Source organism: Marichromatium purpuratum 984, assembly GCF_000224005.2.
GTDB lineage: Bacteria > Pseudomonadota > Gammaproteobacteria > Chromatiales > Chromatiaceae > Marichromatium > Marichromatium purpuratum.
This window is the reverse complement of sequence record NZ_CP007031.1, coordinates 2052888-2069166: the sequence shown is the minus strand read 5'-3', so window position 1 is coordinate 2069166 and position 16279 is coordinate 2052888. Positions and strand designations below refer to the sequence as shown.

14 protein-coding genes are annotated in these 16279 nt (G+C 69.2%); 12 read left to right on the top strand and 2 right to left on the bottom strand.

Features of this window, described 5'->3' with window-relative positions; genetic code table 11:
• The 3 genes from MARPU_RS09095 to cysN all read left to right on the top strand — a co-directional run bounded on the left by MARPU_RS09095 (position 1) and on the right by cysN (position 3268).
• A complete protein-coding gene (locus MARPU_RS09095) occupies positions 1–339 on the top strand; it encodes a hypothetical protein (protein WP_005224826.1) in 339 nt (112 codons plus the stop codon).
• Between the two features lie 119 nt (positions 340–458).
• Positions 459–1361, top strand: coding sequence for a sulfate adenylyltransferase subunit CysD (gene cysD / locus MARPU_RS09090; protein ID WP_005224827.1), 903 nt, complete (start codon positions 459–461; stop codon positions 1359–1361).
• Entirely contained in the window at positions 1361–3268 is a 1908-nt protein-coding gene (cysN, locus tag MARPU_RS09085) for a sulfate adenylyltransferase subunit CysN (RefSeq protein WP_005224828.1), read from the top strand. Before cysD ends, cysN begins: the two co-directional genes overlap by 1 nt.
• Positions 3269–3293: 25 nt before the next feature.
• Here the strand turns inward: cysN and MARPU_RS09080 are convergent, their stop codons facing one another.
• Positions 3294–3767, bottom strand: coding sequence for an EVE domain-containing protein (locus MARPU_RS09080; protein ID WP_005224829.1), 474 nt, complete (start codon positions 3765–3767; stop codon positions 3294–3296).
• Positions 3764–4768 carry a ribosome small subunit-dependent GTPase A gene (gene rsgA, locus MARPU_RS09075; RefSeq protein ID WP_005224830.1) on the bottom strand — a complete coding sequence of 335 codons (1005 nt, stop codon included), beginning with the start codon at positions 4766–4768 and terminating at the stop codon, positions 3764–3766. Before rsgA ends, MARPU_RS09080 begins: the two co-directional genes overlap by 4 nt.
• A gap of 197 nt (positions 4769–4965) precedes the next feature.
• Here rsgA and orn point away from each other — a divergent pair, with 197 nt between their 5' ends.
• From orn to MARPU_RS09030, 9 genes are all read left to right on the top strand, one after another.
• The gene (gene orn, locus MARPU_RS09070; RefSeq protein ID WP_005224831.1) at positions 4966–5514 is read left to right on the top strand and encodes an oligoribonuclease; all 549 of its coding nucleotides are present in this window, start codon (positions 4966–4968) and stop codon (positions 5512–5514) included.
• Positions 5515–5671: 157 nt separating this feature from the next.
• Positions 5672–6442 carry a glucose-1-phosphate cytidylyltransferase gene (rfbF, locus tag MARPU_RS09065; RefSeq protein WP_005224832.1) on the top strand — a complete coding sequence of 257 codons (771 nt, stop codon included), beginning with the start codon at positions 5672–5674 and terminating at the stop codon, positions 6440–6442.
• A gap of 5 nt (positions 6443–6447) precedes the next feature.
• Positions 6448–7512, top strand: coding sequence for a CDP-glucose 4,6-dehydratase (gene rfbG / locus MARPU_RS09060; RefSeq protein WP_025275237.1), 1065 nt, complete (start codon positions 6448–6450; stop codon positions 7510–7512).
• Complete coding sequence (locus MARPU_RS09055; protein WP_005224834.1) at positions 7509–8072, top strand: dTDP-4-dehydrorhamnose 3,5-epimerase family protein; 564 nt, start codon at positions 7509–7511, stop codon at positions 8070–8072. The genes rfbG and MARPU_RS09055 overlap by 4 nt, the downstream gene beginning before the upstream one ends.
• Positions 8069–9295: a class I SAM-dependent methyltransferase gene (locus tag MARPU_RS09050; protein ID WP_005224835.1), complete on the top strand. Its 1227-nt coding sequence runs from the start codon at positions 8069–8071 to the stop codon at positions 9293–9295. The genes MARPU_RS09055 and MARPU_RS09050 overlap by 4 nt, the downstream gene beginning before the upstream one ends.
• 11 nt (positions 9296–9306) lie before the next feature.
• Positions 9307–10143, top strand: coding sequence for an NAD-dependent epimerase/dehydratase family protein (locus MARPU_RS09045; RefSeq protein ID WP_005224836.1), 837 nt, complete (start codon positions 9307–9309; stop codon positions 10141–10143).
• A gap of 61 nt (positions 10144–10204) precedes the next feature.
• On the top strand, positions 10205–10978 hold the full coding sequence (locus MARPU_RS09040) for a cephalosporin hydroxylase family protein (RefSeq protein WP_005224837.1): 774 nt from the start codon (positions 10205–10207) through the stop codon (positions 10976–10978).
• A gap of 65 nt (positions 10979–11043) precedes the next feature.
• A complete protein-coding gene (locus MARPU_RS09035) occupies positions 11044–13479 on the top strand; it encodes a tetratricopeptide repeat protein (RefSeq protein ID WP_025275236.1) in 2436 nt (811 codons plus the stop codon).
• 480 nt (positions 13480–13959) lie between these two features.
• Positions 13960–16278, top strand: coding sequence for a tetratricopeptide repeat protein (locus MARPU_RS09030; RefSeq protein WP_025275235.1), 2319 nt, complete (start codon positions 13960–13962; stop codon positions 16276–16278).
• Position 16279: the final 1 nt, after the last annotated feature.

The following is a 16279-nucleotide window of genomic DNA, read 5'->3' as shown; positions in this document are numbered from 1 at the left end:
ATGGAGCATCGACCCCATATCCGTACCGCGATTCCCAAGCGTCGCTACCGGCTCGATGGCTGCGAGGCGACCCTGCTCGGCGAGATCGACAGCGACGATCCGCATCCCTATCGCTTCATCCTCGCCTTCGTCCCTGCCGGGCAGGGCGAGCCGAGCCTCTATGTCTGCGCCGAGCACGGTGGTGAGGGCGATCGGTTGCGGGTGGTCAGCGCGCTGCTCGACGAGGTGATGGCCGAGGGGCTGGTCTGGGACGGCCCGGACGCCTTCGCCGAGCAGGCGCTGACGCTCGGGCGCCAGGTGCTCGGGCTGCGTGGCGGTGAGGCGCGGCGGCTGCTCTAGCGGTGCCGTGCGGGATTTGAAATCGGTCACGGTTTTCTCCAGTTCATACCGAGCCGTTACCATTGGACCCTGTGCGCGCCCGCCGGCGCTCACGATCCGTGCACGAGATCAGGGAAGCCATGTCATATCAGACACATCTGCAACGCCTCGAAGCCGAGAGCATCCACATCATGCGCGAGGTCGCGGCCCAGTTCCGCAACCCGGTGATGCTCTATTCCATCGGCAAAGACAGCAGCGTGATGCTGCACCTGGCCCTCAAGGCCTTCTATCCCTCCAAGCCGCCGTTCCCGCTGCTGCATGTCGACACCACCTGGAAGTTCCGCGAGATGGTCGCCTTCCGCGACCGGCGCGCCGCCGAACTCGGGCTCGACCTGCTGGTGCACATCAACCAGGAGGGGGTCGCGCAGGGCATCGGTCCCTTCACCCACGGTTCGGCAGTCCACACCGACGTGATGAAGACCCAGTCGCTCAAGCAGGCGCTCGATCTCTACGGCTTCGATGCCGCCTTCGGCGGCGCGCGCCGCGACGAGGAGAAGAGCCGGGCCAAGGAGCGGGTGTTCTCCTTCCGCACCCGCAGCCATCGCTGGGACCCCAAGAACCAGCGCCCGGAGCTGTGGAACCTCTACAACGGTCGCATCAACAAGGGCGAGAGCATCCGCGTCTTCCCGCTGTCGAACTGGACCGAACTCGACATCTGGCAGTACATCTATCAGGAGGAGATCCCGGTGGTGCCGCTGTACTTCGCCGCGCCGCGCCCGGTGGTCGAGCGCGACGGCGCGCTGATCATGGTCGACGATGAGCGCATGCCGCTGGCCCCGGGCGAGAGGCCCGAGGCACGCATGGTGCGCTTTCGCACCCTCGGCTGCTACCCGCTCACCGGCGCGGTGGAGAGCGGCGCGCAGACGCTCCCCGAGATCATCCGCGAGATGCTGCTGGCGCGCACCAGCGAGCGACAGGGCCGGGTCATCGACCAGGATGCCGGCGCTTCCATGGAAGCCAAGAAGCAGGAGGGCTATTTCTGATGACCCAGACACCGGAACACGCCAGCGCCACTGCCGAGGTCGAGGCCTATCTGCGCGCCCAGGAGGACAAGACGCTGCTGCGCTTCATCACCTGCGGCTCGGTCGACGACGGCAAGTCGACCCTGCTCGGGCGGTTGCTCTACGACTGCCAGCTGTTGTTCGAGGACCAGCTCGCCAGTCTCGAGACCGACTCGGCACGCTTCGGCACCACCGGCAGCGGCAACCTCGATCTGGCGCTGCTCGTCGACGGTCTGGCCGCCGAGCGCGAGCAGGGCATCACCATCGATGTCGCCTACCGCTTCTTCACCACCGATCGGCGCAAGTTCATCGTCGCCGACACCCCCGGGCACGAGCAGTACACCCGCAACATGGCCACCGGCGCCTCCTCCGCCGAGGCCGCGGTGCTGCTTGCCGACGCGCGCAAGGGGGTGCTCACCCAGACCCGGCGTCACAGCTATATCGTCTCGCTGCTCGGTATCCGCCATCTGGTGCTGGCGGTCAACAAGATGGACCTGGTCGACTGGGATCGCGAGACCTTCGAGCGCATCAGCGCCGACTATCGCGCCTTCGCCGCGCGGCTCGGGATCGAGGCAGTGACCTGTATCCCGGTCTCGGCGATCACCGGCGACAATGTCACCGCCGCCTCCGAGCGGATGTCCTGGTACGACGGGCCGACCCTGCTCGGTTATCTGGAAGGGGTCGACGTCGAGCGCGATCTGCGCGCCGCTCCCTTCCGCATGCCGGTACAGTGGGTCAACCGGCCGAACCTCGACTTCCGCGGCTTCAGCGGTACCATCGCCGGCGGCGAGGTGCGCGTCGGCGAGCCGTTGGTGGTGCTGCCGGCGGGCAAGCGCTCGAGGCTCGCGCGGATCGTCACCATGGACGGGGATTGCGAGCGGGCCGGGGCCGGCGAGGCGGTGACCCTGGTGCTCGACGACGAGATCGACGTCTCGCGCGGCGACCTGATCGCCAGCGCCGAGTCGCGCCCCGAGGTCGCCGACCAGTTCGCCGCCCATCTGGTGTGGATGGACGAGCAGCCGCTGCTGCCCGGTCGGCCCTATCTGCTGCGCACCGCCACCGCCACCCTCAACGCCCAGGTCACCGAGATCAAGCACAAGGTCAACGTCAACACCCTGGAGCAGACCGCGGCCAAGCACCTCGCGCTCAACGATGTCGCGGTGTGCAACCTCGCGCTCGATCGCGCCGTGCCCTTCGACCCCTATGTCGACAACCGCGAGACCGGCGCCTTCGTCCTCGTCGATCGCATCAGCAACGCCACCGTCGGTTGCGGCATGATCGACTTCGCGCTGCGCCGCGCGGCCAACATCCACCATCACGCGATGGAGATCGACAAGCGCGCGCGCGCCGCGGCCAAGGGACAGAAGCCCTGCGTGCTCTGGTTCACCGGGCTGTCGGGCGCGGGCAAGTCGACCGTGGCCGATCTCGTCGAGCAGCGCCTCCACGCCATGGGCCGTCACACCATGACGCTCGACGGCGACAACGTCCGCCACGGGCTCAACCGCGATCTCGGCTTCACCGCCGAGGACCGGGTCGAGAACATCCGTCGGGTGGCCGAGGTGGCGCGGCTGATGGTCGAGGCCGGGCTGATCGTCTGCGTCAGCTTCATCTCGCCGTTTCGCAGCGAGCGGCGGCTGGCGCGCGAGCGACTCGGTGAGGGCGAATTCCTGGAGATCTTCGTCGACGCCGCGCTCGAGACCTGCGAGGCGCGCGACCCCAAGGGCCTCTACAAGAAGGCGCGCGCCGGCGAGATCCCCAACTTCACCGGGATCGGCAGCCCCTACGAGCCGCCCGAGGCCCCGGAGCTGCGCCTCGATGCCAACGGCTCCGACCCCGAGACCCTGGCCGAGCAGGTCGTCGAACTGCTCGCCGCGCGCGGGGTGATCTGAGCCGCCGCCCCTCGGCGCCCGGGGCTCAGGGCGCCGGGCGGTGTTCGAGCGCGAGGATGAAGTCGAACTGCGCCGGGCTCAACGGCATCACCGAGAGGCGGTTGCCGCGGCGCACCAGCGGCAACCCGGCGAGCGCGCCCTCGGCGTGGGTCTTGAGTTCGGCCAGCGTGATCGGGCGGGCGAGATGACGACGATAGCGCACGTCGACCAGATACCAGCGCGGTGTCGCCGGGTCGCCCTTGGGGTCGTGATGGGGCGAGTCGGGGTCGAAGGCGGTGGGGTCGGGGCGCGGGCTGCTGGCGATCTCGGCCAGTCCGACGATCGCCGGGCGGGCGCAGTTGGAGTGATAGAACAACACCGGGTCGCCGCCGGCGGTGCGATCGCGCAGCAGGTTGCGCGCCTGATAGTTGCGCACCCCGTCCCAGGGCTCGACCCCGCGCGCGGCCAGGTCGTCGATGCCGAAGACCCCGGGCTCGGACTTGAACAGCCAGTGGGTCATGCGCCCGCCCCCCGCGCCAGATGATGGAAGTTGGCCAGCCGCGCGGCTGCGATCTCGCCGCGCTCGAGCGCGGCGCGGATGGCGCAGCCCGGCTCCTGATCGTGACGGCAGTTGGCGAAGCGACAGCCGCCGAGGTGCGGGCGGAACTCGCGAAAGCCCCACTGCAGCTCGGCCAGGCCGATGGCGCCGAGGCGGAAGCTGCGCACCCCGGGCGAGTCGATCAGCACGCCGCCGCCGGGCAGGCGGTAGCAGCTCGCCGCCGAGGTGGTGTGACGCCCCAGCCCGGTGGCCGCCGAGAGCCGCCCGACCTGGATGTCGCGGTCGGGCAGCAGCGCCTTGACCAGCGACGACTTGCCCACCCCGGACTGACCGACAAGGATGCTGGTCTGGTCGCGCAGCGCCTCGACCAGCGGGGCCAGCGTCTCGGGCTGCTCCAGGCTGATCCACAGGGTGCGATAACCGATCGCGCAATAGTGGGCGTAGCGGCGCTCGAAGTCCGCGCGCGCCGGGGCGTCGAGCAGGTCCATCTTGGTGGCCACCAGCATCGGCTCGACGCCGATGCCCTCGGCGGCGACCAGGTACTGATCGACCAGGTAGCCGCTCGGCTCGGGCTCGGGGGCGATCAGCACCGCCAGTCGGGTGAGGTTGGCCGCGATCGGCTTGTCGCGACCACTGTAGTCGGGGCGGCTGAGCACCGTCTGGCGCTCGAGGATGGCGCTGACCAGCCCACGGCCGGCCTCGCCGCGCTGCCACACCACCCGGTCACCGCACACCGGGTGGCCGAGGTGCTGGCGCGCGACACAGAGGTGCAGCGCGCCCGCGTGGTCCTCGACCACCAGGCTCGCGCCGTGGCGCACCACCACCAGCCCCTCCTCGGGCGGGGTCTCGGCCTCGCAGTCGGCGAGCGCCTGCTCGGGGCGGTTGGCGAGGCGCTCGCGCCGCCGTTCCTGGATCGCGCGGATGCGCTCGATCTGTCGCTTCGACAGCCGCCGCCGGGTCATCGGGCGACCCGGCGGGGTTGGCGCGGGGTGGGGCGGGGAGGCTGCGGGTGGTCGGTGTGCATGCTCGGGCTCCTGGCTGGGGTGGGGGTATTCTAGGGAAAGCGCCGGCGCTCCGCACGATGCCGCTCCTTGCAGTACACTGCCCCCTGATCCCGTCACCGGGCCTTGCGACAGGCCCCATCGCTCAAGGAACGCTCATGACCAAGAGCCCGCAGAACCTGATCTGGATCGACCTGGAGATGACCGGACTCGACCCCGACACCGATCGCATCCTCGAGATCGCCACCATCGTCACCGACACCCAGCTCAAGGTGTTGGCCGAGGGGCCGGTGATCGCGATCCACCAGTCCGAGGCGCAGCTCGCCGGCATGGATGAATGGAATCGCGAACACCACGGCGCCTCCGGGCTGATCGAGCGGGTGCGGCTGAGCGCACAGGACGAGGCCGCCGCCGAGCGCGCCACCCTCGAGTTCCTCGCCGACCTGGTGCCAGCCGGGGCCTCGCCGCTGTGCGGCAACAGCATCTGTCAGGACCGTCGCTTCCTCGCCCGCTGGATGCCCCGGCTCGAGGGGTTCTGTCACTATCGCAATCTCGATGTCAGCACCCTCAAGATCCTCGCCCAACGCTGGGCCCCGGAGGTCGCCGCCGGGGTGCGCAAGGCCTCGCGCCATCTTGCGCTCGACGACATTCGCGAGTCGATCGAGGAGCTGCGCTACTACCGCGAGCAACTGCTGCGACTGGAGTGATGCGGCGCGCGCGATGCTGTGCGATCCCCGTCGTGCTGGTTATCATGGGGGACAGATAGAGACGGGCGTCCGAGGTGATCGCTCATCTCGTCGCCGGTCGTGCCGTTATTCGCAGTATGCGTCGGTTGCGGTCGACACCTTAGATTGAGGAGCACTGATGAAGGCGGTCATTCTGGCAGGCGGTTTCGGGACGCGGATCTCGGAGGAGTCGCACCTGCGCCCCAAGCCGATGATCGAGATCGGCGGTATGCCGATCATCTGGCACATCATGAAGCACTACTCGGCTCACGGCATCAACGACTTCGTGATCTGCTGCGGCTACAAGGGCTATGTCATCAAGGAGTACTTCGCCAACTACTTCCTGCACATGTCCGACGTCACCTTCGACATCGCCAACAACCGCATGGAGGTCCACGAGCGCAAGGCCGAGCCCTGGCGCGTGACCCTGGTCGACACCGGGCTGCACACCCAGACCGGCGGCCGACTCAAGCGGGTGGCCGACTATCTCGACGCCGAGGCGCCCTTCTGCTTCACCTATGGCGACGGCCTGAGCGATGTCGACATCGGCGCGCTGGTCGCCTTCCATCGCGACCACGGCCATCTCGCCACGGTTACCGCGGTGCAGGCCCCCGGGCGCTATGGCGCGATCAAGCGCGAGGGCGCGCGGGTGGCCGCCTTCACCGAGAAGCCGCGCGGCGACGGTGGGCTGATCAACGGCGGCTTCTTCGTGCTCTCGCCGGCCTGTCTCGAGCTGATCGCCGGTGACGAGACCGGCTGGGAGGGCGAGCCGCTGGCGCGGCTCAGCGCCATGGGCGAGCTGATGGCCTTCGAGCACCAGGGCTTCTGGCGGCCGATGGACACCCTGCGCGACCGCACCCAGCTCGAGGCGCTGTGGCGCTCCGGGGCGGCGCCCTGGAAGACCTGGTGACGACGATGCAACAGCAGTTCTGGACAGGACGGCGGGTGCTGGTCACCGGCCACAGCGGATTCAAGGGCGGCTGGCTCGCGCTCTGGCTGGCGCGGCTCGGCGCCCGGGTGCACGGCTATGCGCTGGCGCCGCCGACCACGCCGAGCCTGTACCGGGCGGCGCGGGTCGGCGAGCGCCTCGCCGGCGAGCACATCGCCGACCTGCGCGATCGCGCCGCGCTCGCCGCCGCCTTCGATGCCGCCGCGCCCGAGGTGGTGTTCCATCTCGCCGCCCAGCCGCTGGTGCGCGCGGCCTATCGCGACCCGGTCGAGACCTACGCGGTCAACCTGATGGGCACCGTCGACCTGCTCGAGACCGTGCGCCAGCACCCCGGGGTGCGCGCCGTGGTGGTGGTGACCAGCGACAAGTGCTACGAGAATCACGACTGGGTCTGGCCCTATCGCGAGGACGACGCCCTCGGCGGTCACGACCCCTATTCGAGCAGCAAGGCCTGCGCCGAGCTGGTCAGCGCGAGCTATCGTCGCGCCTTCCTCGAGGAGGCCGGCACGGCGCTCGCCACCGTGCGCGCGGGCAACGTCATCGGCGGCGGCGACTGGGCCGCCGAGCGGCTGGTCCCCGACGTGCTGCGCGCGATCGATGCCGGCGAACCGGTGGTGCTGCGCGCGCCCGGGGCGATCCGCCCCTGGCAGCATGTGCTCGAACCGCTCGCCGGTTATCTCGATCTCGCCGAGCGGCTGTGCGCGGACAACGGCGAGTACATCGGCGCCTGGAACTTCGGTCCCGAGGCCGCAGACGCGCGCCCGGTGCGCTGGCTGGTCGAGTGGCTGTGCACCGCCGTGCCGGGCGCGCAGTGGCGGCTCGATGAGCGCCCCCAGCCGCGCGAGGCGACGGTGTTGCGACTCGACAGCAGCAAGGCGCGCGCCGCGCTCGGCTGGCGTCCGCGCTGGCCGCTGGAGCAGGCGCTGGCGCGCACCCTCGACTGGCACCGCGCCTGGCGCGCCGGGGAGGACATGCAGACCCGCACCCTGGCGCAGATCGCCGACTACACGGCCACGGAGCCGCCGCGATGAGCGCGCGCCTGGTGCGTCATCCGAGCGCGATCGCCGGGGTCGAGGTGATCGAGCGGACGCCGCTCGCCGACGCGCGCGGCGTCTTCGAGCGGCTCTACTGCGCGATGGATCTGGCGGCGCTCGGCGGGGGGCGCCCGATCGTCCAGATCAACCGCTCGCTGACGCGCGCGCGCGGCACGGTGCGCGGGCTCCACTACCAGCGCCCGCCGCACGCCGAGACCAAGTTCGTCACCTGTCTGCGCGGTGCGGTCTGGGACCTGGCGCTCGACCTGCGCGCCGGCTCGCCGACCTTCCTGCAATGGCACGCCGAGCGGCTGGAGGCCGGGCGCCCGACCACCCTGGTGATCCCCGAGGGGTGCGCCCACGGCTTTCAGGCGCTGACGGAGGACTGTGAGCTGCTCTATCTGCACACCGCGCCCCATGTCCCCGAGGCCGAGGGCGGGGTGCGCGCAGACGACCCGCGTCTGGCCATCCCCTGGCCGCTGCCGCTCGGTGAGCGCTCGGCGCGCGATCGCGCCTTGGCGCTGCTCGACGACGACTTTCGGGGGATTGCGCCGTGAACTGCCGTCACTGCGGCGCGCCGCTGCGCCTGCCCGTCGTCGATCTCGGCAGCGCGCCGCCCTCCAACGCCTATCTGAGCGCCGCGGCGCTGCACCGTCCTGAGTCCTGGTACCCGCTGCGGGTACTGGTGTGCGAGCGCTGCTGGCTGGTGCAGACCGAGGACTTCGCCCGTCCCGAGACCCTGTTCGACGCCGACTACGCCTATTTCAGCAGCGTCTCGACGAGCTGGGTGGCCCATGCCGAGCGCTATGTCGCGACCATGGTCGCGCGTCTCGGGCTCGACGGCGACTCGCGGGTGGTGGAGCTGGCGGCCAACGACGGCTATCTGCTCCAGCATCTGCAGGCGCGCACCATCCCCTGTCTGGGGGTCGAGCCGACCGCGGCGGTCGCCGCCGCCGCGCGTGAGCGCGGGCTGGAGATCGTCGAGGCCTTCTTCGACCGCGCGCTCGCCGCGCGGCTGCTCGCCGAGGGCTGGGGTGCGGATCTGGTGGTCGCCAACAACGTCCTCGCCCATGTCCCGGCGATCAACGATTTCGTCGCCGGCATCGCCCTGCTGCTGCGCCCGGACGGGGTGGCGACCTTCGAGTTCCCGCACCTGCTGCGGCTGATCGCGGGCAACCAGTTCGATACCCTCTATCACGAGCACTACTCCTATCTGTCGCTGGGTGCGGTGGGGCGGGTATGCGCGGCCAACGGCCTGGCGGTGTTCGACGTCGAGACCCTGCCGACCCACGGCGGCAGCCTGCGGGTGTTCGCCCAGCGTGCCGACCACGGCGCGCGTCCGACCACGCCCCGGGTGGCGGCGCTGCGCGCCGAGGAGCTGGCCGCCGGACTGGAGCGGGCGGCGACCTACCAGGGGCTGCAGGCGCGCGCCGAGCGGCTGCGTCTCGACCTGCTCGACTATCTCATCCGGGCGCGGCGCCAGGGGCTCCAGGTGGTCGGCTACGGCGCCGCGGCCAAGGGCAACACCCTGCTCAACTTCGCCGGGGTGCGGTCCGACCTGCTGCACTATGTGGTCGACCGCAGCCCCGGCAAGCTGGGGCGCCATCTCCCCGGCAGCCGCATCCCCATCGTCGCCGAGTCGCGTCTGCGCGAGACCCGCCCCGACCGGGTGCTGCTGCTGCCCTGGAACCTGCGCGATGAACTCACCGCGCAGCTCGACTATGTCCGCGAGTGGGGCGCGCGTTTCGTCGTCGCGGTGCCCCGACTCTGCGAGTGTTGAGGCAACAGACCATGAATGAACAGGTCATCGTGACGGGGGCGAGCGGGTTTGTCGGACGCTGCATCGTCAAGGCGTTGCTCGTGCGAGGTGTCGGGGTGCGCCTGCTGGTGCGTGATCCTGCGCGTGCTGCGGCCTTGTTCCCGGCCCGCGGTGTCGAGCTGGTCGAGATCGAGGATCTCTTCACCGCTTCGGTGGAAACGCTGCAGACCGCGCTGGCCGGGGGGGGGATGTTGGTGCATGCGGCCTGGTATGCCGAGCCCGGTCAGTATCTGGACTCCACGCGCAATCTTGTCTGTCTGACCGGATCATTGCATCTGGCCGAGGCGTTCGTCGCCGCTGGCGGTCGGCGCTTCGTCGGTGTCGGCAGCTGTGCCGAGTACGACCCGACGCCGGGGCATCTCGGTATCCACACGCCACTGAGACCGCAGACACTCTACGGTGCATGCAAGGCATCGACCTATCAAGTCCTCGAACAGTTGTTGCCGGGGGCGGGCGTCGAGTTCGCCTGGTGCCGTCCCTTCTATCTGTACGGCGAGGGTGAGGATCCGCGCCGGCTCGTGGCCTATCTCCATGCCCGGCTCGCCGCCGGGCTGCCGGTCGATCTCGGCAGTGGCGAGCAGGTCCGCGACTATCTCGATGTCGAACGGGCCGGCGAGATGATCGCCGAGGTCGCGCTGGGCGGGCGATGCGGTGCGTTCAACATCTGCTCCGGCAGGGGCCAGAGCGTGCGCCAGATCGCCGAGCGGGTCGCCGACGGTTATGGTCGTCGCGATCTCTTGCGCTTCGGGGCGCGCCCCGATAATCCGCAGGACCCGCCGTGCATCATCGGGGTGCTGGAGGAGACGTGAACGGGGTTCGCGACCGTTCTCACCAAAATCCACGGAGTTTTGCTGCTATGGCCACTTCACTATGAAAGATGACCGCGAGAGTTTCATTGCCGAACGTGCGGCCCGGGTCGAGGACTATCGTGACGATGGCCCCCTGCAGGAGGCCGCCGAGGGGTTCATGCGCGAGAGTCTGCGGGCGCGTTACTCGTATCAATTCGACTGGCTCGGTCTGCCGATCATCCAGTATCCCCAGGACGTCTTCGCGCTGCAGGAGATCATCTGGAGGACGCGTCCAGACGTCATCATCGAGACCGGGATCGCGCGCGGGGGCTCACTGATCTTCAGCGCCTCCATGCTGGCGCTGCTCGATCTGACCGATGCCGAGCGCGCGGGCGTCCCGGTCGCCGATCGGCGACGGGTCATCGGCATCGATCTCGATATCCGCGCGCACAATCGCCAGGCCGTCGAGACCCATCCGCTGGCCGGGCGGATCGAGATGGTCGAGGGCGATAGTACGGATCCGGCCGTTCTCGACGAGGTCCGCCGTTCCATCCGCAGCGAGCAGCGGGTGATGGTCTGTCTGGATTCGAGCCACACTCATGACCATGTCTCGAAGGAGTTGGATCTGTATGCGCCCTTGGTGACCCCGGGGTGCTACTGCGCCGTCTTTGATACGGTCATTGAGGAATTCGAGACCGCGGTCTTTCCCGGACGCCCCTGGGGCAAGGGGGACAACCCGATGACCGCCGTTCGCGACTTCCTTGCGAGGGACTCAGGATTCGAGGTCGATGAATCGATCTCCGACAAGTTGTTGCTGACGGTTGCGAGGAGCGGTTACCTCAAGCGTATTGCTTGAACGCCGAGCACTTTCGCTCGCTCAACCCCCGGTGTCGACGACAACGTGGAGGTCTGGACCTTGGCATGAACAAGAGCCTGCTCGACCAAGCCCACGAACACCTGATGGCCGGCCGCCGAGAGGTGGCCGAGGCGCTCTATCGCGCGGTGATCGCCATCGATCCCGATCAGGCCGCGGCCAAGGCGGCGCTGCGCCAGCTGGGAACGGTCGATCCGGCGGTGCCTGACGAACAGGTACCCTGGCGTGCGCGCGAGGCGCTCGCCGTGCGGATCGGGGCCGCCGACCTCGACGGTGCCGAACACGAGGCGCGGCGCCTCGTCGCATCCCATCCGAGAGACGTCTTCGCCCGCAAGGCGCTCGGCCTGATCCTGCTCCGGCGGCGGCATCATGCCGAGGCGCTCACCGTGCTCGAGGGCGCGCTCGCACTCGAGCCGCGCGATCCGGAGATCCTGAACGCTATCGCGACAGCGCTGCTGCGGTTGGGACGGGGCGAGGATGCGCTGGGGTATTACCGACGCACCTTGGAGGTCGCCCCGGACCATGCCGAGGCGCATTACAACCTCGGGCTCGCGCTGCACGAGTTCGGGCGGCTCGACGAGGCGCTGAAGTGCTATGTCCGCGCCAATGCGATCGATCCGGAACTCCCCCAGGCATGTAACAATGCCGGTAACGTCTGCAACCAGCTCGGCCGCTTGCAGCAGGCCATCGACTGGTTCTCCCGGGCGCTGGCGCAGGATCCGCGCAACGCCGACGTCCTCAACAATCTCGCCAGCGCTCAGATCCGCGCCTGTCTGTTCGAGGCCGCCCTGAGAACGCTGGAGCGTGCGCTGGCGCTTGTCCCCGATCACGCCGAGGCGCTGAACAATCGTGGTAACGCCCTTGTCGAGTTGGGCCGGCTCGAGGCCGCGCAGCAAAGCTATCTCGACGCGCTCCGTGTCCGCCCGGACTATGCCGACGCCTATTGCAACCTGGGTAATGTCCTCGATCTGTTGTGCAAACCTCTGCAGGCGATCGACAGTTATCGGCGCGCGCTCGCGCTCAAACCCGATTTGGCCGAGGCCAGCCTCAACCTGGGCAATGTCCTGCGTGATCTCGACCACCTCAGCGAGGCGCTCGTTTGTTACGAGCGTGCGCTCGCTACTCGGCCCGATTACCCCGAGGCGTTGAGCAATCTCGGTTGTCTGCTCCAGGACCTGGGCGATTTCGACGCCTCGATCGCCGCGCGTGAGCACGCCCGGACGCTATCCCATGATTCGTTCGCCGCGGACAGCAGTCTGCTGTTCACCCTGAACTACCATCCGGATCGCTCGGCCGAGGAGATCCGTGCCGCCTATCGGGACTACGAACGCCGTTACGCCGTGCCGGCACGGGGCCACTGGCGGGCGCACACCAACACCCGCGATGCCGAGCGTCGTCTGCGCCTGGGGTACGTCTCGCCGGACTTCCGCTCGCACGTGATCCGCTACATGCTCGAGCCGCTGCTCGAGCACCACGACCGCGCCCGGTTTGAACTCCATGCCTATGCCGAGCTGACGCGCGAGGACGCGCAGACGGCGCGCTACCGCTCGTTGGTCGATCATTGGGTGCCGACGCGCGGGCTGAGCGACGGCGAACTCGCCGCACGCATCCGCGCCGACGGCATCGACATCCTGGTGGACCTGGCCGGCCACACGGCGGGCAACCGGCTGGGGGTATTCGCGTACAAGCCGGCGCCGGTGTCGGTCAGCGCCTGGGTGGGCTATGGCTACACCACGGGGTTGAGCGCGATCGACTACTTCCTTGCCGACGAGGTGCTGGTGCCCGAGGGGTCGGAGGGGTTGTTCAGCGAGCGGCCCTGGCGTCTGGCCGCGCCCGGCAGGGTGTATCGGCCGAGCGCGGGGATGGGGGCGGTGAACGCGCTGCCGGCGCTGGAGCGTGGGGCGGTCACCTTCGGCACGCTGACGCGCGGGGTGCGGATCAACCATCGCGTCGTGCGGGTGTGGTCGGAGATCCTCGACCGGGTGCCGGGTTCGCGCCTGGTCATCGATAGTCGCACCTATGCCGATGCGTCGGTCGCCGAGCGGCTCGCCGCGCGCTTCGCCGCGCACGGGATTGCCCGCGAGCGCCTGGAGATCGGCTACCACAGCCCGCCGTGGGACGTGCTGCGCGGGATGGACATCGGGCTCGACTGCTTCCCGCACAACTCGGGGACGACGCTGATGGAGTCGCTCTACATGGGGGTGCCGTTCGTGACCCTGGCCGCTCGGCCGAGCGTGGGCCGGATCGGGGCGACGATCCTCGCGGGGATCGGCCGGGATGCGTGGATCGCGCCGGACGAGGCCGGTTACGTCGAGCGGGCGGTGGCGCTGGCCGCGGACCTGGCGGGGCTGGCGGCGATCCGGGCGGGGCTGCGCGGGGAGATGGAGGCCAGCGCCTGGCGCGACGAGCCCGGTGGGATCGCGCGCATCGAGACGGCCTACAGGGCGATGTGGCAGCGTTGGTGCGGTGCCGGATCGACATGAGCGCCAGACCGCTGTGGAGACGGGAAGCCGCAGCCTCGGCAAGCGGACGGAGCGTTATCGGCAGGATCTGCGCGCTCGGGCGGGGGCGGGTTCAGCGGTCGAGATTGCCGGGACAGCCCTCGGGAGGACCGCCCCTCTCTCGATGATCTGGCGCGTCATTTGCATCTGACCCCGTCGGAGCAGGATGTCCCGTCGCCGGTCGCACGCCGTTCGAGCCATGAGACACGATCCGACCGGTCGGCAGGAGCGCATCGCCGGATGCCGACCGGCGCGCCCGATCGCCGCGGTGTGCGTCCAGTACGATGGCGGTGAGCCATGCGCCCGCCATCACTGGTGGCTGCTCGGATCGGCGCGTTCGCAGAGAGCGGGGCAGTGAGCGTAATCGTCAAATTATTGGCGGCTTGCATGCTCGACCGGTCCCGTATCGACGACTGCTCCTCGACCAGTCGCAATGTATCAGGACAAAGGGGTCAATCATCCATGGTCGCCAACGACGAATCGCTCGAACAGGCGCGTGCCCATCATGCCGCGGGACATCTGCAAGAGGCCGAGTCCCTGTATCGCGCGTGTCTCGAGTCCACCCCGGAGGCAGCCGCCGCACATCACGGGCTGGGGGTGCTGGAGATCGAGCGCGGGCGGCTCGACGCCGGACTCCGATCCCTGCTGCGGGCCCTCGAACTGGCGCCCGAGAACGGTCATCACTGGGAGTCCTACGCGCAGGGATTGATGTTGGCCTATCGCCCGCAGGAGGGGCTGGCGGTGATCGAGCGCGCCATCGACTGCGGACTCGACTCCGAGGAGGCATGCTCCTTGAGGGACATGCTCCAGCGGATGCTCGCCACGCCGGCACCGACCGACGAGGACGCGCTGATCCTGTTGTTCGACCGTCACCAGTTCGATGAGGTCGAACGGCTCGCGCGCGAGTGGACCCTGTGCCGTCCCTGGGACGCCTTCGGCTGGAAGATGCTGGGGAGCGTGCTGACGCGGTGTTCGCGGAGTGACGAGGCCCTGCCCGCGCTCGAAGAGGCCCTGGGTCGCGACGACCAGGACCCGCAGATCCACAATGTCCTCGGGGTTGCGCTCGAACAGGCTGGTCGGCTCAGAGAGGCGGGACTCGCCTACGCACACGCGGCCAAGCTCTCGCCGAACTCCGTCTCCGCGCTCTACAACCTTGCCTCTCTGCTGCAGGCGATGGGAGAGGCAAAAGAGGCGATCGGTTATTTCGACACCGTCCTGGAGATCGACCCCCAACACCTGAAGAGTTACAACAACCGTGGCTCGGCGCTACGCTGCCTCGGGCGTAGCGCCGAGGCGCTGGACGACTATCGACGTGCCCTGGCGATCGACCCCGATCATCCCGAGACCCTGACCAATCTCGGCAATGCACTGGCCGAGCTGGGGCGGCTCGACGAGGCGCTGGCGCTGCAACAGCGCGCCGTCACCCTCAGACCGGGACAGGCGGAGATGCTCGCCAACCTGGCCAATATCCTTCAGCAGATGGGGCGGGTGGACGAGGCCGTCGCGACCTATCGCCAGGCGCTGTCGCAACATCCCCAGGATGCCGCCATCCACAGTAAGCTGTTGTTCGCGCTCAATTATCAATCGGACCTCTCTGCCGAGGCGATCTTCACCGATTATCGCGACTACGATCGTCGTCACGGCGAGGCGGTGCGGGCGCACTGGCGGGCGCACACCAACACGCGCGATGCCGAGCGTCGTCTGCGCCTGGGGTACGTCTCGCCGGACTTCCGCTCGCACGCGATCCGCTACATGCTCGAACCGCTGCTCGAACACCGCAACCGGCTGCAGTTCGAGCTTCATGTCTATGCCGAGCTGACGCGCGAGGACGCGCAAACGGCGCGCTACCGCTCGTTGGTCGATCATTGGGTGCCGACGCGCGGGCTGAACGACGGCGAACTCGCCGCACGCATCCGCGCCGACGGCATCGACATCCTGGTGGACCTGGCCGGCCACACGGCGGGCAACCGGCTGGGGGTATTCGCGTACAAGCCGGCGCCGGTGTCGGTCAGCGCCTGGGTGGGCTATGGCTACACCACGGGGTTGAGCGCGATCGACTACTTCCTTGCCGACGAGGTGCTGGTGCCCGAGGGGTCGGAGGGGTTGTTCAGCGAGCGGCCCTGGCGTCTGGCCGCGCCCGGCGGGGTGTATCGGCCGAGCGCGGGGATGGGGGCGGTGAACGCGCTGCCGGCGCTGGAGCGTGGGGCGGTCACCTTCGGCACGCTGACGCGCGGGGTGCGGATCAACCATCGCGTCGTGCGGGTGTGGTCGGAGATCCTCGACCGGGTGCCGGGTTCGCGCCTGGTCATCGATAGTCGCACCTATGCCGATGCGTCGGTCGCCGAGCGGCTCGCCGCGCGCTTCGCCGCGCACGGGATTGCCCGCGAGCGCCTGGAGATCGGCTACCACAGCCCGCCGTGGGACGTGCTGCGCGGGATGGACATCGGGCTCGACTGCTTCCCGCACAACTCGGGGACGACGCTGATGGAGTCGCTCTACATGGGGGTGCCGTTCGTGACCCTGGCCGATCGGCCGAGCGTGGGCCGGATCGGGGCGACGATCCTCGCGGGGATCGGCCGGGATGCGTGGATCGCGCCGGACGAGGCCGGTTACGTCGAGCGGGCGGTGGCGCTGGCCGCGGACCTGGCGGGGCTGGCGGCGATCCGGGCGGGGCTGCGCGGGGAGATGGAGGCCAGCGCCTGGCGCGACGAGCCCGGTGGGATCGCGCGCATCGAGGCGGCCTACAGGGCGATGTGGCGGCGCTGGTGTGAGCGGGAATAGG